The sequence below is a fragment of the Guptibacillus algicola genome, assembly GCF_020171805.1.
GTDB classification, from domain to species: domain Bacteria; phylum Bacillota; class Bacilli; order Bacillales; family Guptibacillaceae; genus Guptibacillus; species Guptibacillus algicola.
This window is the reverse complement of record NZ_JAIVAF010000001.1, coordinates 1172450-1197519: the sequence shown is the minus strand read 5'-3', so window position 1 is coordinate 1197519 and position 25070 is coordinate 1172450. Positions and strand designations below refer to the sequence as shown.

General features: G+C 38.1%; 20 protein-coding genes. 17 read left to right on the top strand and 3 right to left on the bottom strand.

Annotated elements, in window-relative coordinates; all coding sequences use genetic code 11:
• The first annotated feature begins 35 nt into the window (after nucleotides 1-35).
• The 4 genes from LCM09_RS06240 to LCM09_RS06225 all read left to right on the top strand — a co-directional run bounded on the left by LCM09_RS06240 (nucleotide 36) and on the right by LCM09_RS06225 (nucleotide 4641).
• On the top strand, nucleotides 36-527 hold the full coding sequence (locus LCM09_RS06240; RefSeq protein ID WP_224879632.1) for a VanZ family protein: 492 nt from the start codon (nucleotides 36-38) through the stop codon (nucleotides 525-527).
• A gap of 167 nt (nucleotides 528-694) precedes the next feature.
• Nucleotides 695-2974, top strand: coding sequence for a cell wall-binding repeat-containing protein (locus LCM09_RS06235; protein ID WP_224879630.1), 2280 nt, complete (start codon nucleotides 695-697; stop codon nucleotides 2972-2974).
• Nucleotides 2975-3145: 171 nt separating this feature from the next.
• On the top strand, nucleotides 3146-3433 hold the full coding sequence (locus LCM09_RS06230) for a hypothetical protein (RefSeq protein ID WP_224879628.1): 288 nt from the start codon (nucleotides 3146-3148) through the stop codon (nucleotides 3431-3433).
• 215 nt (nucleotides 3434-3648) lie between these two features.
• Nucleotides 3649-4641 (top strand): Gfo/Idh/MocA family protein, encoded by a 993-nt coding sequence (locus LCM09_RS06225; protein WP_224879626.1) that lies wholly within the window; start codon nucleotides 3649-3651, stop codon nucleotides 4639-4641.
• Between the two features lie 26 nt (nucleotides 4642-4667).
• Here the strand turns inward: LCM09_RS06225 and LCM09_RS06220 are convergent, their stop codons facing one another.
• The 3 genes from LCM09_RS06220 to LCM09_RS06215 form a co-directional block, all read right to left on the bottom strand.
• Nucleotides 4668-5453 carry an HAD hydrolase family protein gene (locus LCM09_RS06220; RefSeq protein ID WP_224879624.1) on the bottom strand — a complete coding sequence of 262 codons (786 nt, stop codon included), beginning with the start codon at nucleotides 5451-5453 and terminating at the stop codon, nucleotides 4668-4670.
• A gap of 101 nt (nucleotides 5454-5554) precedes the next feature.
• Nucleotides 5555-5683, bottom strand: a complete 129-nt coding sequence (locus LCM09_RS20695) for a hypothetical protein (protein WP_263622833.1) — start codon at nucleotides 5681-5683, stop codon at nucleotides 5555-5557.
• An 18-nt stretch (nucleotides 5684-5701) separates the two neighbouring features.
• Complete coding sequence (locus tag LCM09_RS06215; protein WP_224879623.1) at nucleotides 5702-6961, bottom strand: tetratricopeptide repeat protein; 1260 nt, start codon at nucleotides 6959-6961, stop codon at nucleotides 5702-5704.
• A 203-nt stretch (nucleotides 6962-7164) separates the two neighbouring features.
• Here LCM09_RS06215 and LCM09_RS06210 point away from each other — a divergent pair, with 203 nt between their 5' ends.
• The 13 genes from LCM09_RS06210 (at nucleotide 7165) to LCM09_RS06150 (ending at nucleotide 25057) form a co-directional block, all read left to right on the top strand.
• On the top strand, nucleotides 7165-7380 hold the full coding sequence (locus LCM09_RS06210; RefSeq protein WP_224879621.1) for a hypothetical protein: 216 nt from the start codon (nucleotides 7165-7167) through the stop codon (nucleotides 7378-7380).
• A gap of 77 nt (nucleotides 7381-7457) precedes the next feature.
• Nucleotides 7458-9515, top strand: coding sequence for a cell wall-binding repeat-containing protein (locus LCM09_RS06205; protein ID WP_224879619.1), 2058 nt, complete (start codon nucleotides 7458-7460; stop codon nucleotides 9513-9515).
• A 222-nt stretch (nucleotides 9516-9737) separates the two neighbouring features.
• Nucleotides 9738-13898 (top strand): cell wall-binding repeat-containing protein, encoded by a 4161-nt coding sequence (locus LCM09_RS06200; protein WP_224879617.1) that lies wholly within the window; start codon nucleotides 9738-9740, stop codon nucleotides 13896-13898.
• Nucleotides 13899-14090: 192 nt separating this feature from the next.
• Nucleotides 14091-14864, top strand: coding sequence for an SGNH/GDSL hydrolase family protein (locus LCM09_RS06195; RefSeq protein WP_224879615.1), 774 nt, complete (start codon nucleotides 14091-14093; stop codon nucleotides 14862-14864).
• 251 nt (nucleotides 14865-15115) lie between these two features.
• On the top strand, nucleotides 15116-16132 hold the full coding sequence (locus tag LCM09_RS06190; RefSeq protein ID WP_224879613.1) for a Gfo/Idh/MocA family protein: 1017 nt from the start codon (nucleotides 15116-15118) through the stop codon (nucleotides 16130-16132).
• Between the two features lie 23 nt (nucleotides 16133-16155).
• Nucleotides 16156-17487 carry a nucleotide sugar dehydrogenase gene (locus tag LCM09_RS06185; protein ID WP_224879611.1) on the top strand — a complete coding sequence of 444 codons (1332 nt, stop codon included), beginning with the start codon at nucleotides 16156-16158 and terminating at the stop codon, nucleotides 17485-17487.
• Nucleotides 17488-17565: 78 nt separating this feature from the next.
• Entirely contained in the window at nucleotides 17566-18618 is a 1053-nt protein-coding gene (gene wecB / locus LCM09_RS06180; protein WP_224879610.1) for a non-hydrolyzing UDP-N-acetylglucosamine 2-epimerase, read from the top strand.
• 25 nt (nucleotides 18619-18643) lie between these two features.
• Entirely contained in the window at nucleotides 18644-19873 is a 1230-nt protein-coding gene (locus LCM09_RS06175; protein WP_224879608.1) for a glycosyltransferase family 4 protein, read from the top strand.
• Nucleotides 19874-19889: 16 nt separating this feature from the next.
• Complete coding sequence (locus LCM09_RS06170; protein WP_224879606.1) at nucleotides 19890-21032, top strand: glycosyltransferase; 1143 nt, start codon at nucleotides 19890-19892, stop codon at nucleotides 21030-21032.
• 21 nt (nucleotides 21033-21053) lie between these two features.
• Nucleotides 21054-22148 (top strand): glycosyltransferase family 4 protein, encoded by a 1095-nt coding sequence (locus LCM09_RS06165; protein WP_224879604.1) that lies wholly within the window; start codon nucleotides 21054-21056, stop codon nucleotides 22146-22148.
• Nucleotides 22149-22173: 25 nt separating this feature from the next.
• Nucleotides 22174-23304, top strand: a complete 1131-nt coding sequence (locus LCM09_RS06160; protein ID WP_224879603.1) for a DegT/DnrJ/EryC1/StrS family aminotransferase — start codon at nucleotides 22174-22176, stop codon at nucleotides 23302-23304.
• 3 nt (nucleotides 23305-23307) lie between these two features.
• Entirely contained in the window at nucleotides 23308-24018 is a 711-nt protein-coding gene (locus tag LCM09_RS06155) for an acyltransferase (protein WP_224879601.1), read from the top strand.
• A 58-nt stretch (nucleotides 24019-24076) separates the two neighbouring features.
• The gene (locus tag LCM09_RS06150; protein ID WP_224879599.1) at nucleotides 24077-25057 is read left to right on the top strand and encodes an LCP family protein; all 981 of its coding nucleotides are present in this window, start codon (nucleotides 24077-24079) and stop codon (nucleotides 25055-25057) included.
• Nucleotides 25058-25070 lie beyond the last annotated feature (13 nt).

The following is a 25070-nucleotide window of genomic DNA, read 5'->3' as shown; positions in this document are numbered from 1 at the left end:
ACTCGTAAGGTCTAAGGGGGAGTGAAGCAGAAACCATGAGAATTTTAGTTAATATATGTCTAATGTTGTTTTTAACCTACATATTCCTTGGTATTTCAATCATAACTGCTGCCGTCCTTCATTATCCTCTTGGGGAGCAACTTCCCAACTACGATAATTATTTACCTGCCGTTATTCAATATGGCCATTTAGAAGTAACGATTGAGAGAAATGGACAAGAAGGTATGCTTTACTTTCTGATAAGAAAATCAGGGCATTTCTTCATGTATAGTTTTGCATCCTTTTTCTTAATGGCACTCATCCAGATGAAATCCCGTATGTTCAAAGTCACATTAGTAATAGCTTGTATATATGCGCTTGCTGCTATTGACGAAATGGTACAAGCCTTCTTACCGGAAAGAAGTTCATTGCTCATGGATGTAGTTGTTGATGGAGCGGGAGGTTTTTCTGGAATTGCTTTTTATCTTATGCTTTCTATTTTGTTAACTAGAAGTAGTTCACATATGAACGGAAAAGTGGTTGGTTAAAGAAACTTTTATAGTAAAAAAGAACCTATAAGGATTTCCCTTATAGGTATATTTGTGTTATTTATGTAAGATTTGTCATTTTTACCATTCTAAATGTCGAATTTATGCTAAAGTGTTGTAAAAGGGAAAAAACTATTTTCCGACAAATTACTTAGGGGGAAAGGGATTTGAAATTTTTCACTTCACTTTTAGTTGGCATTTTCGCACTGTCTTTGTCGGTCCAACATGTTCAGGCAGCAGAGGACCAAGTTTCAGTACGGCTCGTGAATTTTATTAAGAACAAAACAGAAGTTTCCTTTAACGTTAATGGTAGCTATCATGTGGATGGTAGTGACATTGACATTCAAAGTAAAGATGATAATCAATTCAAAGTAAAAGCAGAGTCTGGGGATGTTGTTCTTTACAAAGGAAACTCAAAGATTGGTAATTTCGGCGATAGTCTGAAATTGGTTCCTACCATAACAGGTGCAAAAGATAGTTACATAGAATTAGGGGATAAAAGCTATCTAGGTGTAATTGAGATGAAGGTAGAAGGTAACTATATCCGACCAATCAACACATTGCCGATGGAGGACTATCTTAAAGGTGTCGTTCCAAGTGAAATGGTGCCTTATTGGGGAGATCAAGGTGGGCAAGAAGCTTTGAAAGCTCAGGCGGTTGCAGCACGAACATTCGCTAAGGTCGATATGATTAATCAAGAGAGAAATCCAGACAGATATCCGTTTACTGATACTACAATGAGTCAAGTGTATAAAGGGATGAACTGGTATTCTACAACGAATCGAGCTGTAGATGAGACGGCTGGGAAAGTTTTGAAACACCCGAATAGTAAAGGTGAATTAAATTACATCGGTGCCTATTACTCTTCTAGTAATGGGGGAAGAGTCCTATCTAACACAAATTCTTGGGGAAGTGGATTAGTACCATACCTTCAAGGAAAAGTAGATCCATATGATGAGAGAAGCACCAACCCTAACGATATGTGGAGTTATACATTAGGGAAAGAGCAAATCGACACATCAGCATTAGATTTAACAAAACCTGAATCATGGTGGAGTAATGTTTCAGAGCTAAACACGGATGCAACAGAAATAAAAAACATCAAAACTAGACTCGTAAGCAAATACGGCTTCAGTTCTAAAGATGAGATTAAAATAACAAAAATCAATGACCTCTCATTCACATTACCTCCATTCAAGTCTGATGAGGTATTAAAAGGTAGTCTATCATTTAGCTACTTCGTTAAGAAACCTGATGGGTTCGTGATGGAGAATGGGGAGATTAAAGAACATACAAAAGAGATTAACGATACATCGTATAACATCAGGTTTATGGTAGGTACTTCCATCATGATGGGACCATACGTAAAGAATGTCGATAAAAAAGCTAATTCCTTTACCGTGCATGGCAGCGGATTCGGACATGGCATCGGAATGAGTCAATATGGAGCATATCAGCAATCCAAGGAAGGTCGTACGTACGATCAAATACTTGATTTCTACTACACTGGTACAAAATTAGTTCAAGAGGGCACTGTGGTTTCAAGTAAAAGACTTTCTGGCATAGATCGATATGGAACAAGTGTTGCAGTATCTCAATTCGGTTGGGCAAACCAATCTGATGTTGCAGTTATCGGGCGCGGAGATGTAGCGATCGATGCATTAACAGGAAGTGTATTAGCGAAAAAATACAATGCACCACTTTTACTAACGCCGCCCGATCATCTTGATGAGCGTGTAGAAGAAGAGTTAAACCGTTTGAAGCCTCAAAAGATTTATGTTCTTGGTGGTACTGGTGCAGTTTCTGAGAGTATCGAGAAAGCTTTGAAAGGGAAGCCTTTTGTACAGGAAGTTGAACGCGTTAGCGGAAAAGACCGCTATGAAACTGCCATTGAAGTTGCTGAAGAAGTAGGAAACTATAATCAAGCAATACTAGCTTCAGGCAGTGATTCCTCTCCTGATGCACTTTCCATCGCTTCACATGCAGCTTCTTCCCAGGTTCCGATTTTATTAACACCACAGAATAAGTTGAGTGATTCAACAGAAGATTATCTTCATACCGTTAACGTGAAAAAAGCCACATTAATCGGTGGGAAGGGCGTCATCTCAACTTCAATAGAAGAGGGATTAAACAAAGACGGACTTACAGTCAACCGTGTATCTGGAAAAGATCGTTATGAAACAAGTGTAGAAATTGCAAAAACATATGACTTTGCAGCTTCTAACGTTTTCTTTGCGAATGGGGACGTATTTATCGATGCTTTGCCTGGCTCATCACTTGCGGCAGCTATGCAAGCACCGGTTCTTTTGACAGAGCAAGGGAAGTTACCTCAATCAGTAAACGAATATTTGATAAAGAATAGTCATTCGACAAATGTTTACCTTCTTGGTGGCAAGGGAGCCATTTCTAATCAAACAGTTGATACTATTCAAAAAAGCTTAGATTAAAAAGGTGACCCACTTTCTTATTAGAAGGTGGGTTTGCCTTTTAGAAAGCAAAAGTGTAATATTTGTGTTTCTGTGTTATGCTTTTTAGAAGATATTTGTTAATCAACATGCTAATCTAAAGTAAACAGTCAAACAAATAAATTATAGTCTCACCTCTAAGGACGTGATTCGATGCACGATAAACAGGAAATAGAAATTCTATGTGATGCGTTAAGAACATATTGGCGACAGCATCCTGAAAAAAAGTTAGGTCAATTGTTATCTGATTTATATGATGAGCGTAGCAAGGACAAGTCTTTTTATGAAACAGGCGACGATGAGTGGTTGCACTGGATGCTTGAGAACAGCAAAAATCAGCATCGTATCGAAAAAAAGTATCGTTATGAAGCTCAAATCAGCGATCTTGAGAAGCATATTCGTCCTGAGTTAATCGAAGTAATCAGACGTTTTTCTAAATAAGAAAAATACTCAAAGAGCCGCTCTCCAATTGGAGAGCGGCTCTTAATTTTCCTTATAATCAAAAGGGGGGATTAAAGGGATTACTTAATGTTTCGGTATCTAGATAATCTAGGTGGGGGTACTATAAAGGAAAATTTTTCAGGCATATTGAATGGAGCTACTGATTACTTATGCTAAGCTAAAAGTGTGATACATAGAGAAAAGGAGAGGATAGCATGACGATTAGGTTTGGTATTATGGGTACTGCAAATATTGCTCGAAAAGCGTTGATTCCAGCGATGAAAAGAGCGAAAGATGTACAAGTAGTGAGCGTTGCTAGTGGAAGTGGTAAAGCAAAAGCATTTGCTGAAGAAATGGAAATTGAAAGATATCACGACAGCTATGAAGCGATGCTTGAAGACGAGACGATCGACGCTGTTTATATTCCTCTTCCAAACACTCTTCATAAAAAGTGGACGATTGCAGCAGCAAGAAAAGGAAAGCACGTATTATGTGAAAAGCCTGCGGCAATTACCGTTCAGGATGCTGAAGAAATGGTACAAGTCTGCGAAGAAAATGGCGTTACTTTTATGGAAGCATTTATGTACCAATTCCATCCGCAGCACAATAAAGTAAGAGACGTTATCGCATCAGGAGAAATTGGTGAAGTAAAGCATATGCGCGCGACATTTTCATTTTATCTTGGTGATCGTCCAGAAAATATAAGGTTGAACAAAGAGCTTGGTGGAGGGAGTATATGGGATGTTGGCTGCTACTGTATTCATTCCGCTCGCCTTATTCTTGGAAGTGAGCCGATAAGAGTGTTTGCTGAAGGAAACGTTCCTGAAAACGTTGGGGTAGACTTGTCTGCAAACGGCATCTTAACATTTCCGAACGGTGTGACCGCATCCTTTGATTGCAGCTTTGAGCGCCAAATGAATAACGTCTATGAAGTGTTTGGTACAAAAGGTAGCATAAAAGTTCCATACGCATATCGTCCTGATGCCCCTCATGCTGAAGGGTTAATCGAAGTTACTGATAGCTCTGGAGAAATCAGACACGAACGAATAGAGGGAGAGCAGTACACGTTGATGGTGGAGCATTTTGCAGAAAGCGTGAAAAATCGTAAAATACCTTCTTACTCAGGTGAATTGACAGTAAACAACTTAAAGGTTATCGAAGCATCATACGCTTCACTCGAAAAACAAAGTCCAATCCCTATTCGTTAAATCAATCGAAAAGCACACTTGGTCAACTACGACCGAGTGTGCTTTTTTAATAGTTCTTTCGTTCCACTTGAAAATGATGCTGAACTTGATACGGTCTCGATCATGTCCTCTTCAGGTGCAGATCCTTCTCCGACCCAATGAAAGGTGATGTCTTGTAGTTTCTTTTCACGTGCAGTTACTGCCATGACCATGTCGCCACTGCTGTCTCCAAAAACGAAAACTTCATTAATTTGCTCACCCGAGATTTCTTCGATAATCCATTCTGCACCAACATTTTTAGAAAGATCAGGGTGAATAACATCAACACCGTAAGTAGATATGACGGTTTTGTTCCCGGAGCCTTCCGAAATTGATTCGATTTTAGAAGCATAATCTTGTAGGGCTTTTCTTGTATTTTGTAAATGTTCTCGATCACCAGGTTCTCCGTGAACTGCTTCAACCGTTCCCATAGATTCTTTGGTGTGATCCCACTCGATAAGGTCATTAAATTCCGGTTGCTTGCTCACATCGTACAACGATGCCTTCACATTATCAGCAATAACAAATTGATCGTCCAAGTTCCAAGTCGAAATATCGGTACCTCGCCCTTTGATCGCGCCATGCTCTGCTACACAATAAAGTGAAGACCAATCGATGTCGTTATTGAAAAGAGGAAACAAATTATCTGAAAGCCATTCACGAGATCGCCCTGTAACGAAGGATAGGATATGACCGTCTTTCGCAACATCTTCGACTAGCTTAACTGCATCGTGATCTGGTCTTGCATTTTCGTCAGTCAAAACACCATCAACGTCAAACATATAAAATGCCATGAGTAGCACGCTCCTTGAATAGATATCATTTATAGTATAGCTTCCAATCTAAAAGTAGAGCAAATAAATAACCTGACGCAATGAGCGTCAGGTTGATTGAATTATGCGATTACTTCAGTTTTTACTTCTGGTGTGTGGTCCTTAGAATCAGGCACCCTATCGTGATCACTCATCAAAGCGATACTACCAACACTAGCGACTAACAGCATGTTAACGATAAACTTTTTCATAATAATTTTTCTTCCTTTCTAATTCATAATTTTTTTTCTAGCATCATTAGCTAATCTAAAGTAAAAGCTAGCGCTTTTATATTGACCACTATTAAAATAGTAATCTGCTAGCATTTCTCCATAATCTGATACATGTATCCAATAGTTTTTTGCTTCAAAGTAGATAACAGCGTCCTTGAGTAATTCTTCACGGTTGTTTCCATCACCATCAAGCTTTAACCTTAGAAGCTTAAAATGATAGATATACTCAAGGTATTCTTTCTTTGTTACTAGCTGTAACCCTTTATCAATCCAGTGACGTGCTAAGTCAAAATCATTTATCTTATAATACTCTGAAGCAATTAGAAACATCGTTTTAGAGCGGTCTTCAATCTCGTGTTCTTCATTATTATGAAGAGCAGATTGATAGTAACGCAATGCCTTTTCAGAATCATTTTGAAAAGAAAATACATAGCCTAGATCATGGTAAATGATACTCTTGAGCCTTTTATCATTAAATGATTCTGCATACTTTAATGCATTTTGGAAATGATGCTCAGCTTCTCCGTAATTTAAGATGATGCGATTGTTTACGCCGAGTAAAATCTCGGTGTCAGCAGCTCGCTTGAAGTTATACTCCTTATTAAAGAGGTCGAGACATCTACTAGCCAGGTTATTCGATAACGTAATTTGACTAATTCGGTTGTGAACGAGTGCTTGCTGATAGTAAAACTCAGCTAATTCAGCATTATTCGTTTTCATAGAGCTAAGAAGCTTGTGAGCCTTTGTGTACTGTTCATTCGCTTCTTTAAACTTACGATTTTGATAATAATATAGTCCAAGGAAATAGTAGTAGAAGTACTCAAGATCTTCAGACAGTCTTTCTTGTACATGATAGAGCTTCTCTAGAATATCGTTCGCCTTATCAGCTTCTTTGAAGAGGATGTGGTACCTAAAGGTAAGAAGAAGATACTTAGTTAACATGTCTGGATCTTCTACTCCAACTATCTCATCTTCAATACGCTTTTTGAGTATAGTCACTTCTTCAAAATTACGAAGGCGCATTTCCTTATACCAGGTATCCAAATCGTTATGAAGTCTATTAATCTTGTCTTCATCATCAACCTGTTCTAGAGATACTCCTAATTCTTTACATAAATGCTCGACTAATTCCTCACTCGGCTGAGCTAGACCATGTTCGATTTTGCTTAGATAAGGGATAGAACAGATTCCCGAGGCAAGCTGCTCCTGTGTAATACCCTTCATTTGCCTGAAATAACGAATTTTTGCCCCAATCATGAGATGCTTCCTTTCTCCTAGAACTATTCTATTACAGTTTACTAAAAATTTGAACAAATGAAAATAGATTTAAGGTTGGGAAATATAAAAAGAAAAACGGTGATAAATGTCTCATTTTGCGATTAGGTTTCCCAATATTGTTTTGTGCAAATATTTTGATAGTATGCTATATATAAATTATAACATAGAAAAGGAGGTTAAATATGGAAGATAGATTAAAGAATATGGAAACTCTTGTCGCAAGTTTGATTCAAATCATTGGCTCCTTAAGAAAAGAACAAAGCATTCTAGAAGCTAGGTACTCAAAGCTTCAATCCTCCTATGACGCTCTTCTTTACGAGATTTCATCCCATCAACCTTCTATCGATTCACCCCTCAATCCTCACCATTCAGAACAAACTCCATTATGTGACATTTAAACTATTTATCGTAAAACTCTTTCAATTCGTTCTGGATTTCCTTATTCTAGTACTACCACGCATTAGGAGGAAACGAATTGAAGGCAGTCAGTAAAGTAACCATCACGTTTATCGTCTTCAGTTTCTTCATCGTATTTAGTCATCATGTAAATGCTGAAGAAACTGTGAAAATTATTGTGAAGTATAGCGATTCAAATGAACTAGTTAGAACCCAATCAAGTAAAGCAAGCAACTTTGATGTAATTGAAACAACCCAGTCAGAGAAGAATAGCGTGATCAAAGAGCTCAAAAACTCTCCTAATGTTGAATATGTTGAAGAAGATGTACCTGTATATTTAATGAATTCTAGTACGACTAATGATCCTGAATTCCAAAAACAAGAAGGTTATCTATCTGAGTTATCAACAACAGATGGGTGGGATACATACGAACCGACCGATGAGGTAGTGGTAGCCGTTCTTGATACTGGTGTTGATCTTGATCACCCAGACTTAAAAGAAAACCTCGTTAAAGGAATCAACCTCCATTCTAAAGGCACTAGTCCCCAGGACAACGAGGGCCATGGTACCCATGTTGCTGGGCTCATAGGTGCAGCTACCGATAATAATTTAGGAATAGCTTCTATATCTAGAGGCGTAAAGATCATGCCTATTAAAGTAATGGATGGAAACGTAGGGCAAATGTCTACGGTGGTTGAGGGGATCGATTATGCGATCAACCATGGTGCAGATATTATCAATTTAAGTCTTGGATCATATAACAATTTAAAGTCAATGAATGATGTGATTGATAAAGCTTCGGAAAACGGAGTCCTAGTTGTAGCAGCAGCTGGCAATGATAATCTAAACAAGGTAATTTATCCTGCAGCTTACGAATCTACTATTGCAGTGGGTTCTACTAAGACAGGCACTGATGAGAAAGGTGATTTCTCAAATTATAGTAAGAATGTTGATATCAATACGCCTGGTACAGATATCTATAGTACTTGGATCGATGGTTACAATTATTCTACCGGTACTAGTATGTCTTCAGCTATCGTTAGTTCTGCAGCTGGAATGGTTATGCAACATGCGCCGTTCTTGGAGCCAGAACAAGTAGCCGATATTCTTATTTCAAGTGCAAATCCAATCGAGGATTTGAACGAACTTGGGAATGGCAGACTTAATGTATTAGGCGCAATAAATAGTATCAAAAACAAAAACCGATTGTATGGTGAAAATGCTGTAGAAACAGCTATCGCCGTTTCGCAGCATGGATGGCCAGAACTACTTGAAAAAGAAGTCGTTTTAAATGATGCTAAGATAAAAGGGAAGTTTGCCATTATGGCAAGTGGGTTAACATTCCCGGATAGTCTGGCAGCATCTCCATTGTCCACTTATCTTGATGCTCCGATCCTTCTGCAACAAAGGAAGACTCTCTCTCATGCAAACACGACAGAGCTTGAACGTCTCGGTGTCACACATGTTGTAATCGTTGGAGGCAGTGGAGCAGTTTCAAGTACAATTGAAGAACAATTAGCAGAGAAAGAGATAAACACAATCCGTTTATCAGGCAAAGATCGTTATGAAACGTCTGTTGCAATTAATGAAGCAATACCATTTTCAACGAATGAAGCAATGATTGCTTCCGGAGAGAATTTCCCGGATGCGCTCTCGATTGCTCCTTATGCGGGTAAGATGCATACTCCTGTATTATTTGTACAAAAAAACAAAGTTCCAACTGAAGTGGCTTCTTATTTGAAAGATAATAACATCGCAGATTCATATACAATAGGTGGCGAAGGTGTCATTACGGATGATACAGTTCAATCCCTTGGTATTCCATCTTCTAGGGTCAGTGGCAAAGATCGATACGAAACAAATTATCAAGTAATCAAAAGGTTTAGTGGTCCTAATTTGGAACACATTTATATTGCGACAGGAACGAACTTTCCTGATGCTCTTGTAGGAGGAGCACTTGCTGCAAAAGAAAATAGTCCGATTATGCTAACTCATCCAAACAAATTACTTCCCGGAGTAGCGCAAGAAATAACATATTTGAAGAACAGAGGCGCACAACAATACAACATTTTGGGTGGGTATGGAGCAATATCAGTTGAACTGGCATGGGCAATAGATAATAAGTTTCTTTACTAGCTTCGATTTATTTCGAGGCTATTTTTTATGGAAAAAAATAGATTTATAGAATATCATTAAGATAATTGTTATATAATTTAAAATTCTTGTAATTTTATACAGTTTTTTGTTGACGGTTTGTAACCTACGCAGTAAACTGAAAATACAGAAATTTTGTAAATTTTCAACGAGGAGGGTCGGTTGAAGAGGGATTTATAAATTAATTTAGGGGGAAATTTATACATGACATTCAAGAACAAAGTTCTTTCCGTCGTTGCAGGGGCATCTTTGATCGCCTCATCTTTTGCGAGCGTCGGATTCAATCCGGAAGTTGCTGATGCAGCCTTACAAGAGACAAAGAAATTCAAGGCACCTATCTCTCAAGAAATTTCAGCTCTGGCACTTAGTGGTCAGCAATCTCAAGAACTAATCGTTGTTACAAAAGGGAAGAAAGACATTAGTTCACAGTTGAAGAAGCTAGGCGTTACAGTAAAGGACAACCATAAAAACTATATTTACTTAACGGAAATGCCAACTTCAAAAGTTATGGACGTTTATAACCTTGCAGACGTTGCATCTTTAGGTAAAAACGGTACTGTAGAATTAGAAAAGACGTTCGATGATCCTGACATTAAGCCAGTTAATGAGCAAGGTGGAGAAGTTGATGGTCCACAAACTGAGGAAACTCACGATGCGACTGGCGTAGACGAATTTCACAATAAATATGATGGTTCAGGAGTAAGAGTAGGAATCATTGACTCTGGTCCAGACCCAGGTCACGAAGCATTTACTGCAACGTTAAAAGATGGGTATTTTGGAAAGTCAAAAATCGTAGGTGTACGTGATTATACAATAGGCGATCAGACTTATGAAAGAGATATGCTGCTTGCAGAAGGTGACGTCGTATTTGATCAAACGTTCGATGAGGGCGCTTCTTTCACTGCTGATGGTGATACATATGTAACAGCAGGAATCGATGCTTCTGATGATGAGTACCATTTTGGAATGCTTGCACCTGACTATAATGCGGGTGACATGAATGCTGATGGAGAAGTAACTGAGGATAATAACGAAAATGTAGAAGGTAATGATGCTGACGCATTTGGCGTATTGATGGTTGATGATGAGGTTTATATCGACAAAGATAACGATCAAGACTTCTCTGATGAAATGCCATACAAGAATAATCAAGCTGGTACGTTCGATGTAAATCCAGATGACGATCTTGTAGGAGCTAACTTCCGAGTTAACTCACTAGATGCTGAAGGTCAGTTTGCTAACATTTTCTTCGATGTTAACGGACACGGAACACACGTTTCTGGTATTACAGCTGCGAATGGTCCTGCACGCACAAATGCTCTTGGAGCAGTTTCTAAAGATGGTGTAGCTCCAGGTGCTGAGCTTGTTGGTCTAAAAGTATTCAAAGCTGAGGGCGGTGCTTCAAGCTACAGCATTATGTCAGCGATGGTAGATGCGGCTCTTCCTGAAGATTTAGGCGGTTTTGGCGTAGATGTTGTCAATATGAGTCTTGGCTCATTACCTGACTTGAACGATGGAACGGATTCAGATGATCAACTAGCTAACATCTTATCTGAAGAATTCGGAACAATCTTCTCAATGTCAGCTGGTAACTCTGGTCCAGGAGCAGATACTGTAGGTTCCCCTGGAACAAGCACAGCATCTGTTTCAGTAGGAGCACACATTGACGAAACAATGTGGGCAACAGAATATGGTGCATATCCATACGGTAAGAATGAGGATGGAACGCCGAAAGAAGGAGACGGACTTTGGTACTTCTCTTCTAACGGTCCACGTGAAGACGGAATGCAAAAGCCTGATATCGTAGCTCCGGGAGCAGCTTTTGCAGCTTATCCTGCTCAATTGGGTAATTATGCAGTTCTTCAAGGTACTAGTATGTCAGCTCCTTACGTAGCTGGTGCTCTAGCGCTATTGAAGCAAGCTTCTCTTAAGGATCGCGTACCATTTGATTATGAAACAGCTCGTGAAGCGTTGATTCAAACTGCTAAACCACTTGAAGGGTACACTCGTACGCAACAAGGTGCTGGTCTTATCGATGTACCTGCTGCATTTGAATATTTGAAGAATAACTTTGTTAATGAGTTAAAAGAAGTGAACGTGAAAGTCTACCACGGTGAGAAAGTATCTGGCGGTGCAGGCCTTTACGTAAGAAATCAAGAAGTTCCTGAAAAGGTTGAAGTTCTGATCGAGAACCCAACTGATGAGAAGAAAACTCTCTCTATCACTCCATCTGAGAGCTGGTTCACTCCATCTAAAAAGTCGATCACGCTAGAACCAGGCAAGAGTGAAGCAATAACAGTAACGTACGATAAATCTCAGCTTGAGGTTGGTAGAAATGAAGGCACGTTAGTTATCGATGATTCTTCAACAAGCTATGTAGAAGCTAGATCTCACCAAACAATCATTATGGGTGAACAGTTTACTTCTGATAATAAGTATCGCTTTAGTGATGAGAACGAAGTACAAGCTTCTCAAACGAAGCACTATTATTTTGATGTGAAGCCAGGAATGGAAGAAATTCGCTTTGCTCTTGAAGCATTACAAGAAAATGGCGAATATCAAGGCCGTGTAAGAATGATGGTCTTCGATCCAAATGGTACACAAGTAAGTAGCTATCAGGGTTACGCTGGGTACGGTAATGGTGGATTAAAAGTAGAAGAAAACGTATTTGAAAGCCCTAAAGCAGGAGTATGGGAAGTAGCGATCTACGGTACGTTTGGTCCTGAAGAAGGCAAAGAAATGAACAAATTCAACTTTGAAGCATTTGTTCAAGGTGTCGTGAAATCCCCAGGTCAGATTGATCTTGGTCAAACACCTGCAGGATTTGAAGCAACGAAAGAAGTTATGTTTGAAAACTACATGTCTACTTCTAAGAAAGTGAAAGTAGAAACTGGAGATTTCAGTAAGGCAGAAACAACGAAAGAGAATGTTGAGGTTCCATTACAAGGTTACTATACTCAAGTTCTTAATCTTGAAAACAATATCTCACTAGAAGTGGTAACTTCTAATCCAAATAATCCATTGGATGATGTTGATTTAGAGTTCTACAAGATTACAGAAGATGGTCCTAAGATGGTGGCTAGCTCAGGCTCAGCTTCTTCTGATGAAGCTGTGAAGCTTAATAACCTTGAAGATGGCCAATATCTTGTAGCCGTTTATGGTTACTCTACTGCTGAAGGTGGCGACACTGCAGTTGATCTAGCAATCACTGAACAAAAAGTAACAAGCCCAGGTGTCGAAGGTGAAGGTGAACTACAAGCAACAGATAAAACGTTTGACCTTGGAGTAGGAAAATCATTTAAAACAGATGTGAAGATCACAGCACCTGAGTCTTCTGGTGATTACACTGCTGGTGTATTCTTAACAGATGCGGATACTGGTGAAGTACTCTCTATTCTTCCTGTTTCTGTTGATGGCGGAGTAGTTGATGTGATTAAAGGTAAAGACCGTGAAGGCACAGCTATAGCTACTTCTAAGGAAATGTATCCAAATGGATTTGGTAAAGATGATAGCAAAACTGTTGTCATCACAACTGGCTATGACTTCCCTGATGCTCTTTCAGTAGGACCACTAGCATCTGCATACGGTGCTCCGATTTTACTAGCAGGACCTAATGGAAAGCTATCTGATCAAGTGAAAGTTGAAATCTCACGTCTAGGTGCAGAAAATGCTATCATCGTCGGTGGAACAGGAGTTGTTTCTGATGATGTAGTTGTACAACTTGCTGAACTTGGTATGAGTGCAAACAATGTAGATCGCTTATCTGGTAAGAGTCGTTTCGATACAAACATCGAAATTGTTAACCATTTACAAAGTGATTCTGACTTAGAGTTTGCTGGTAATGGTGTCTTCCTTGCAACAGGTATGACTTATGCAGATGCTCTAAGTGCTGCAAGTGTTGCTGGTGAAAATGGAATGCCGATCGTACTAACGGATGGTAAGAAGTTAACTAAGGAAGCAAAAGAGGTTCTTGCTGGTGAGAATGTATATGTTCTTGGTGGAACAGGTGCAATCTCTGACGATGTATTCAAAGAAGTTGAAAAGATTGCTTCGAGTACTGAACGTCTGAAGGGTAAGAATCGTTACGGAACTCTTGCAGCAATTCAAACGATGTTTGCTGATTCTACAGATACTCTTTATGTAGCAAGTGGGCAAACATTCCCTGATGCTCTTGCTTCAGCTCCACTAGTTACAATGAATAATGGAACAATGATTCTTGTTCAAAAAGATGACGTTCCTGGTGAAGTTGAATCCTTCCTAACTAAGTACCTCTACACAAATGACATCACGTCTGTGAAGGTACTAGGTGGAAATGGTGCTGTAAGTGAGATGACAAAAGATGAGCTTCAAAAGCTAGTAAAGTAATAACGCAATATGATGAAAGAGCCACTGATCTTAGATCAGTGGCTTTTCTATTTTCGACGTTCTCTAACAAAGACAAACAATTTTCGATATTTTGTTTATTTTGTGGGGGTCTCTCTATATAATTGAAATTAGGCGCTAGAAAATGTAATCAATTAAGGATAATATTTCTATTTAAAAGCGGGGGGATTAATATTGAACAAAGTAATGAATATCGTACTATTACTAGCATGTATTGTTGTCATTATATTAGGAAAGAGCCACTGGGAAAGTAGAGCGAGTGATTATGATGGTAGCGCAGGTGCTACCGAACAAGTAGGTGCACAAGAGGTAAGTACTAATGAAAATAACAAGAACCAGGTCTCAGGGAAGGTTAACGAGTTAACATCTAATCTTCCTACGGAAATAAAAGAAGATGTACAAAACGAAGAACTTCCTATAACGGTTGAAGCTGTTGGATCCTCAGCTACATCTGAAGATCGTGTTGGCTGGCCTGCAGTATTACAAGAGAACTTGGATAATACATATGGAGAAGGTGTCTTTGAACTATCCGTTACTTCTTTTGGTGACAAAACGTCTGATGAAGTCGTACAAGAAATTACTGCTTCTAAGGTTGATGTTTTGCTATTAGAACCGTTTTTGCTGAAGAATAATGGAATCATACGTATTGAGGATTCACTTGAAATTGCTACAAATATTATAAGCAAATATAAAAAAATGAATGAAGATGTCACGATTATGCTCCAGCCATCGAATCCTTTATATGATGCAACATATTATCCTTTACAAGTAGAGGAACTACAAAATTATGCTGCTGAAAACGATTATGTTTATATCAACCATTGGGAAGCTTGGCCAGCGTCAGACGACGAGAAAATGAATGAGTACCTAACTGATAAAAGTGAACCTAATGAAATGGGACATAATATTTGGGCGCAATATTTAACATCTTACTTTACAGGTAATTAACCAAAACGGTTTGATATAATCATAAGAGTGGTATAGAAAATTTAGTAATACCAAAAGACATCATATGACAGATGTCTTTTTGATTTTAGTCGATTTTTAGTCGATTTAACAAAACAATTGATATTGAAAATTATTGCTATACAATTACTATAGAAGATTTTATTATATAGATGTCTTTACAAGTATGTTCATAAAATACAAAGTACGGTAGAAAACTATATATAGGAAAACGAAAAGGAGATTTTACACATATGAATTTTGCAATTGTAGGCTGTGGCCATATAGCAAAGAAACATGCAGATGCGATTCAAGCAGCTGAGGGTGCTACGTTATTTGCTGTTTGTGATACTGTTTCTGAAAAAATGGAACCATTTGTTATAGATTATGGTGTTGAAGCTTTTGATGACTTTAGCAAATTATTGGCGAATGATAACGTCGATGTGATTAACATTTGTACTCCGAGCGGCTTTCATGGAGACCTTGCTGTACAAGCAGCAGCTGCAGGGAAACATATCGTCGTAGAAAAGCCGATCGCTCTTACTCTTGAAGATTCTCAACGTATTATTGATGCATGTAAAGAAAATAATGTTAAGCTATCAGTAGTGCATCCAAACCGCTTTAGACCGGTTATGATGGAGATAAAAGAATTAATGAACCAAGGCAAGATCGGTAAATTAAGTCATGCAAATGCTACGGTAAGATGGAATCGTAATCAAGCATATTATGATCAGGCACCTTGGAGAGGGACAAAATCTCTAGACGGTGGCGTACTCATGAATCAAGCGATACATAATTTGGACTTGATTCTTTGGTTGATGGGTGATGTTGAGGAAGTTTATAGCATGAGTGCAACAAGACTTAGAGATATAGAAGCGGAAGATGTTTCAACAGGGGTAATCCGATTTAAGAATGGCTCACTTGGAATTATTGAAGCAGCGACTACCATTTATCCTAAGAACCTTGAAGAAACAATTAGTTTGTTCGGTGAAACTGGATCTGTGAAGATCGGTGGTACTACAGCTACTCTTTTTGAACATTTGACGATAGAAGACCTTAATGATGAAGAAAGCAACACGCTAATTGAGAAAGTAAAAGCTGATCCATTTGGTAAGCCAGGACATCAATGGATTATCGAGGATATGGTGAAGGCTATTGAGGAAGATCGAGAGCCAGTTGTTACAGGTGAAGATGGTAAGAAGGCACTTGCACTAGTGTTAGCGTTGTATGACTCAGCAGAAACGAACACTCCAGTTAAAGTACTTGATTAATATAAAAGAAAGTAGGAATAATCATGGTTGATATTCAGTTGAACACGAATGCGAAAGAACTTTTAGCAAAAATCGAAAACAAAACAGCTACAATCGGTGTTGTTGGATTAGGTTATGTTGGTTTACCATTAGCTGTCGAAAAAGCGAAAGCTGGATATAATGTTATTGGTTTTGATGTTCAAGAAAAGCGAGTTGGCCTCGTTAACGACGGTATTAATTATATTGGAGACGTTGTTGAAGAAGAGCTTGCTGAGTACGTTGAGAAAAAGCAACTTTTTGCAACGACAGATTATTCAAGAATCGCGGATGTTGATGCAGTCGCGATCTGTGTGCCAACACCTCTTGATGTGTACAAGCAACCAGATACGTCATACGTAGAGAGCTCTGCAAAAGAAATTGCGAAGTATCTACATGATGGTATGCTCGTTGTTCTAGAAAGTACAACATATCCAGGTACAACTCAAGAGATCTTAAAACCGATTCTTGAAGCGACTGGTAAAGTATGTGGCGAAGACTTATTCATCGCATACTCTCCAGAACGAGTTGACCCAGGTAACAAGATATACAATACAAAGAACACGCCAAAAGTTGTGGGTGGGATTACACCATCATGTACAACTGTCGCTTCTGCTATGTACCGTAACGTATTAGAAGGTGATGTTCATGAAGTTAGCAGTCCTTCTGTAGCTGAGATGGAAAAGATTTTGGAAAACACGTTCCGAAACATTAACATCGCACTTGCGAACGAAATGGCTATTCTCTGTAATAAGATGAACATCGACGTATGGGAAGTAATCGACGCTGCAGCAACGAAGCCTTACGGATTCATGCCGTTCTACCCAGGACCAGGGCTTGGTGGTCACTGTATTCCGATCGATCCTTTCTACCTTACTTGGAAAGCAAGAGAATTTGACTATCATACACGATTAATCGAAATTGCAGGTGAAATCAATACGAGTATGCCTGACTTCGTTATTGATCGTTGCATGCAGATCTTGAACAAAGATAAGAAAGCATTAAACGGTGCGCGCGTTGTTGTGCTTGGCGTTGCTTATAAGAAGGATATTGAAGATGTTCGGGAATCCCCAGTACTGCCTATTCTTGAACAATTGGAAGAAGCAGGAGCAGATTGGATCGTAGCAGATCCACACGTTGAATCATTTAAAGTTGCAGAAAAAGTGAATGAAACGGTTGCTCTAACTGAAGAGCTAGTTGAAAATGCTGACTTAGTTCTATTAGCAACTGACCATTCTGACTTTGATTATCAGATGATTGCTGAAAGAAGTCCTGTTATTTTTGATACACGTAATGCTTTCAAAAATGTAGAAAAACCAGCTAAATACTACAAGTTATAGAGTCCTTAATAAAGAGGCGTAGATGAGTATCATCTATGCCTCTTACTTAAGAAGATGAGAATGAAGGGAGTTTTTCACATGAAAATTTTAACAGTATTAGGTGCGAGACCTCAATTTATTAAAGCTGCTCCAGTATCACGTGAATTAAGAAAGCGTCATACTGAACTAATTGTACATACAGGTCAACATTACGATAAAAATATGTCAGATATTTTCTTTGATGAATTAGAAATACCGAAACCCGATTTTCATCTTGGAGTCGGTTCTGGTAATCACGGAAAGCAAACAGGCGAGATGTTAACTAAGATTGAAGAGATAATTTTACAGGAAACTCCTGATTATTTACTAGTATATGGTGATACAAACTCCACACTTGCTGGAGCTTTGGCTGCATCAAAATTGCATATCCCTGTAATTCATATTGAAGCGGGGCTTAGAAGCTTTAATAAACACATGCCTGAAGAAATTAACCGTATTATGACTGATCATGTATCAGACATGTTGTTTTGTCCAACAAATACGGCTGTTGAAAACTTACAGAATGAGAATATTCGAGAAAGAGTATTTAATGTTGGAGATGTAATGTATGACGCGGTTGAATTCAACAGAAAATTGGCTGAAGAGAAGTCTACAGTACTTTCAGATAACGGTCTAACTTCAAAAGACTACCACTTAATTACTGTTCACAGAGCTGAAAATACTGACGATAGCGACAAAATGCGAAATATATTAAATGCATTCTCTAAAATTGATACTGTTAAAGTTTGGCCTATTCACCCTCGCACAAAAAAAGTAATAGAGGATCAGGGCTTTGATTTAGAATCAGTTCCTAATTTACACGTTATTGAACCAGTAGGATACTTGGATATGTTAACTCTTGAACAAAACTCTCGGAAAATTATTACTGATTCTGGCGGAGTTCAAAAAGAAGCTTACTTTATGGAAGTACCATGTGTTACTTTGAGAGAACAAACCGAGTGGGTAGAAACTTTAGAAGGCGGTGCCAACGTACTTGTTGGAACTGATCTTGAGAAAATAGTTAATGCGGTTGAAAAACAAGTCACGCCAAATTATCTTAGCGTATTTGGGGATGGTCAAGCTTCTGTTAAAATATGCGAAATGATTCGGTAAGCATTATCAAATAAGGATGAGAATAATGAAAATTACACTGCTTAGTCAACACTTCCCACCGGAAATAGGTGCTCCTCAAATTAGATTATATGAAGTGAGTAAAGAACTAAAAAAAAGGGGTCATCAGGTGGAGGTCATCACTGCCTTTCCACATCATCCTCATGGAATAATCCCTGAAGAGTATAAAGGGAAATTTTATGAGCTTGAAACATATGACTCAATACCTGTTCACAGAAGTTGGATATATCCTTCTCCTAAAGGTAGCTTTTGGAGAAGGCTCCTTTCTTACTTTTCGTTTACGTTCAGTGCGTTTTATTCAGTAATGAAGTCAAGTAAGACGGATGTAATAATATGCAATTCCCCTCCACTTTTTTTAGGACTAACTGGATATATAGCCTCTAAAATGAAAAGGTCCAAATTTGTTTTCAATATAGCTGATATTTGGCCTGAATCTGCTGTTGAATTAGGGATTGTAACAAATAAAAAATTCATACGTTTAGCAGAAAAACTTGAAATGTTTCTCTATAAAAAATCATGGAAATTAGCTGCTGCAACAGAGGGAATCCAAGAATATTTAATTAACAAAGGCAAACCCCAATATAGTGTCTTTTTACTACCTAATGGAGTGAATACTGAAACATTTCAACCGGAGCCTCAAGATGATAATTGGTTGAAGAAATTAGAGGGAGAAAACAAAACGGTATTTACGTTTGCAGGACGAATGGGTTATGCCCAGGGGTTAGACTCTATCCTTCATGCTGCAAAAGTAGTGCAAAACAAAACTCCGAATATTCAGTTTTTATTCGTGGGTGATGGGCCTGAAAAACAAAAATTAATCGATCTTTCTCTCGAGCTAGGATTGAACAATATTCAATTTCATGAGTCGGTACCTGTAACCGAGATGCCAAAAGTTTTCTCAGTAACAGATTTTAGTATTGTTTCATTGCGAAATATAGAATTGTTTAAAGGTGCTAGACCTTCTAAGATATTCCCTGCATTGGCTACAGAAACTCCCGTCTTATACTGTGGTTCAGGTGAAAGTGCACAATTTATTACTGAAAAAAAATGTGGGATAATCGCTGAACCAGAAAATGTTGAAGACATTGCTGAAAAAATGCTTTACTGTGCTAATTTATCTGATGAAGATCAAGATGAAATAGGGAAAAATGGAAGGAAATTTGTCCTGAATGAATACTCTTGGGAAAAAATTGTTGATGATTTACTAATTAACCTTACAGTAGATGAGGGTAGGTAGTATGAGGAGGAATGGTATGCATGTCTTAATTGTTCCTTCTGGTTACCCTATGGAGGGCAAGCCTTATAGGGGTATTTTCTATAAAGAGCAAGCTATTGCTTTAAGTAAAGCCGGATATAGAGTAACTGTCGCTTTTCCTGAAATATGGAGTTTAAAGGCTATCGGTATTCACAAAGAAAAAGACAAACTAACTCACGAGGTAGAAGATGGAGTAGTGACATACCGCTATAAAGGTTTTAACATCTTTGGAAATGCACCATATAGCACAGAACTGATTTTTAAAAAACGACTAAAATCCTTATATAAACAAATAGTAAATGATATCGGTAAACCTGATATTATACATGCACATTCATGTTTATGGGGAGGATATGGTGCTAGCGAGTTAAGTGAAAAAGAAAATCTTCCTTTGGTCATTACTGAACACTCTTCAGCATTTGGAAGAAATATGCTCAAATCCTACCAAAAAACATTAGCAAAAACAGCATTTAAGAAAGCGGATGAAATAATTTCTGTAGGCCCTGGTTTGAAGAAAGACCTAGAATCTTATACAGATAAAAACATTAGGTTGATTCCAAATTTCATTGAAATGGACCAGTTGACTCCAAAAGAGTCCAACGTTTCAACATCAGATTTCAGAATTCTTATAGTGGCAAATTTGAATACTAACAAAGGTATTGACCTGCTAATCACCGCTTTTGCTCAAGCATTCAATCAAGGGGATGAAACGTTGAGGATCGGTGGTATGGGAGAAGAAGAGAAGCATTTAAAGAAATTAGTGAAAGAATATGGCCTGGAATCTAGAGTTACGTTTTTAGGAGCACTTTCTAGAGAAGATGTTTTAAAGGAAATGATACAGGCCGATGTGTTTGTGTCATCAAGTTACTACGAAACATTTGGTGTTGCTTTAGTCGAAGCTTTAGCAGTTGGAACACCAATTATTGCAACGGATAGTGGTGGCCCAAGTATGATCGTAAACGATTTGAATGGGTTATTAGTTCAACCAGGAAGTGTTTCGGAACTAGCTAATGGATTAATATACATGAAGAATCATCAAAAAGATTATAACCCAGTAACTATTCATGATGATTGCAAAAAGAGATTTGGCAAACAGGCAGTTATCAATGAATTGGGCAAAATATATAATAAGTTAGTTTGAGTTGAAAGTAGGTAGTACAAAATGAAAGTTTGTCATTTAACCTCGGTCCACTCTCCTAATGATATAAGGATTTTTATAAAAGAATGTCGCTCGCTTCAGAAAGCTGGATATGATGTTTCATATGTAGTTCCAAATACGACTTCTTTTGTAAAAGATGGAGTTAATATTATTGGAGTGGCTTCTGAAGCAACTAATGAAAGAAATAGAATGGTAAATACAACCAAAAAAGTATATGAAGCCGCGTTAAAAGTAGACGCAGACATCTATCATTTTCATGATCCCGAACTTATTCCAATAGGCCTTAAATTAAAGCGAAAAGGAAAAAAAGTAGTTCATGATATACATGAAGACGTACCAAGACAGATCTTAGAAAAGCAGTGGATTCCTAAGTATCTTCGAAAGAGTATCAGCGTTGTGTTTGAAAGATACGAACACTATGCTGCTAAAAAGTTTGATGCAGTCATAACCGCTACTCCATATATATGTGAAAGATTCAAACGTATAGGTTCAAACGCCTATAATGTAAACAATTATCCTATCCTAAGCGAACTGTATATGGATGATTCAGATTGGAATCAGAAAAAATCTGCGGTGTGTTTCATTGGTGGAATTACAAAAGTTAGAGCTGCAAGCGAAATGGTAGAAGCTATAGGCAAAACGGATTCTCTCCTTATATTAGGCGGGAATATAGCGCCTGTAGCATTGAGACAAGATCTTGAAGAAAATATTGGGTGGAAGAATGTACGGGATATGGGGTTTGTAGACCGAGAGACGGTTGCGAGTGTTATGTCTGAATCTCTTGCTGGGTTGGTTTTATACCATCCACTCCCTAACCACATTAATGCACAGCCTAATAAAATGTTCGAGTATATGTCAGCAGGAATTCCTGTTATCGGATCTAACTTTAAGCTCTGGGAAGATATAATAAAAGGTAATGATTGCGGACTTTGCGTCGACCCATTAAATCCGGATGAAATTGCTAAGGCGATTGAGTGGATAACAAACAATCCTCAAAAGGCTCAAGAAATGGGTAAGAATGGAAGAGAAGCAATCGAACAAAAGTACAATTGGGAAAAAGAAAGTGAAACACTAATTGATATATATCAAAATATCTAAAAATTATCGAAAGAAGGTTTAACTTATGAAAGTACCTATGCTTGATTTAACAGAACAATATAAATCATTAAAAGGTGAGATTGGAGTAGCTTTAGAGGAAGTAATGTCTAGTTCGAGATTTATCCTTGGTGATAATGTAAAAAAACTTGAACAAGATGTAGCTGAGTTTAGTAATGCTACTCACAGCGTTGGTGTGGCAAATGGTAGTGATGCACTTCATATCTCCTTATTAGGATGTGGAGTTGAAGAAGGTGACGAGGTAATTTGTCCAGCATTTACTTTTTTCGCTACAGCAGGTGCAATAGCACGAGCGGGTGCTACCCCTGTATTTGTTGACATTGATCCTAAAACATATAATATCGATCCTTCTGCTGTAGCCCAAGCTGTCACAGATAAAACAAAGGCTATTATTCCTGTTCACTTATACGGACAGATGGCTGATATGGATGCACTCAAAGAGATAGCAGAAAAGCATAATCTTGCTATCATTGAAGATGCGGCGCAATCAATTGGTGCTGAATACAAAGGAAAGAAAGTAGGAGAACTTGGTACTACTGCAACGTACAGCTTTTTTCCAACAAAGAATTTAGGAGCATATGGGGATGCAGGTATGATCATCACAAGCGATGATGAAGTTGCTGAAAAAATGCGGGTTATCAGAGTACATGGTAGTAAACCTAAATATTATCACCATGTATTAGGTTATAACAGTCGGTTGGACGAACTGCAAGCTGCAATATTAAATGTTAAATTCCCACACCTTACTGATTGGAATAAGAAAAGAATCCAAAATGCTGAGTATTATACAGAATTGATTAACAAGCACCTAAAAGAGGAAGTTGTGACTCCTTTTGTTGAAGAACATAATTACCACATCTTCCATCAATACACTATCCGTGTGCCAGAACGGGACAAGCTTCAGGCATTTCTAAAAGAACATGGTATAGCTACAATGATTTATTATCCTAAGCCTTTACACCTTCAGCCAGTATTTTCAAATCTTGGATATAAAGAAGGAGACCTTCCTCATACAGAAAAGGCATGTGGAGAAGCTCTTTCGCTTCCTATGTTTCCAGAATTGAAGAAAGAACAGCAAGAATTTGTTATAGAGACAATGAAAAGCTTTTTTGAAAAGAACAGGGAAGGAGAAGCTTAATTTATGCAACCCATACAAGTAGGTCAGAATGTTGTTATTGGAGAAAACGTAACTTTTGGGGAGAATGTTTCATTAGGAAACAATGTAATAATATATGATGGAGTGCATTTTGGTAATGGAGTTATGGTTCAAGACAATGCAATAATTGGTAAGCAACCGGCTCGTGCTAAAAATTCTATACTTCCAGAGGTCAAGAATCTCCCCCCGGCTAAGATAGGTTCTGGCTGTACAATCGGTACCTCCTCTATTATTTACGCAAATGCGGAATTAGGTGAAGATGTATTTGTTGCAGACCTTGCTACAATTCGTGAGCGTGTTACAATCGGTGAAAAAACGATTGTTGGACGCGGAGTAGCGGTTGAAAATGATTGTAAAATAGGTGTTAAATGTAAGTTGGAGACTAACTCATATATAACTGCATATTCTGAACTGGGTAATTATGTATTTGTAGCACCTTATGTAGTAACAACAAACGATAATTACTTGGCAAGATCGTCAGAAAGATATGACCATTTCAAAGGAGTAACGATCCATGATGGGGGAAGAATAGGTGCAAATGCTACGATCCTTCCTGGAAAGACTATTGAAAAAGATGGCACCGTCGCTGCCGGGAGTGTTGTCACGAAAGATGTGGAAGCAGAAATGCTTGTAATTGGATCTCCTGCAAAGCCAGTTAGAAAAGTTCCAGAAACTCAACTACTTAAAAATCAATGAGAAGCTTTCCTATAATATATCTAATGTAGAGCTTTTGAATTGAAAAGAGGCGTTATGTTTGGCAAACAACAAGTCGCGTATTAGGCGAAGAAGAAAACGCTCAATTCTACGAAAAATTATTTTGTTAATTTCTCTAATCGTTTTATTAGTTGTTGGTTATGGTGCTTATGTTGCATTTCAAGGATATCAAGCATCTAAGAAAACTTTTAATGAATTAGAGCGTGGTAATCAATCAGAACTACGTGGAGAAGCGGTTAAAATAAGTGAAGATCCTTTCTCGATCTTGCTAATGGGCGTTGAGGACTATTCTACAGGTGGCGACCATGGCCGTACAGATACCTTAATATTATTAACGATTGACCCTAAGAAAAAAACTGCCAAGATGGTTAGCATTCCTCGTGATACCAGAGTTGAAATTGTTGGTAGGGGAAAAATGGATAAAATCAACCATGCCCATGCCTTTGGTGGACCTGATATGACAATTGACACGATAGAAAATTTCTTAGATATTCCTATTGATTATTATGCTAAGGTGAATTTTCAGGGGTTTAAAGATATAATCAATGAAATTAATGGTGTAGAAGTGGACGTGCCGTTTGATTTTTGGGAGTACAGTGACGAAGTAAACCGAAAAAAAATCCAATTTACGGAAGGTCCGATGAAATTAGACGGTGAAGAAGCGCTAGCATACGTACGTATGCGAAGGTTTGATAGTGATTTTGGTCGAAGTGACCGGCAACGACAAGTTATTGATGCTGCATTAGACAAAACATTGTCTGTTTCTGGCCTATTTAAATTAGATGATATAGCGGACCACTTAGGTGAGAATATTCAAACCAACTTAACTGCATTAGATTTAGTTTCTTTAAAGAAAAATTTTGCGGATCTAAATTCCGCAAATATTGAAAACCTCAAGTTCAATGGGGAAGACGCTCGTATAAATGGAATATACTATTTTGAACCATATGAAGATAATGTAAATGAAATAGAGCAGATTCTCAAAAATCATTTGAATCATGAGAACACATCTGAGGAATAATTCCTTAGATGTG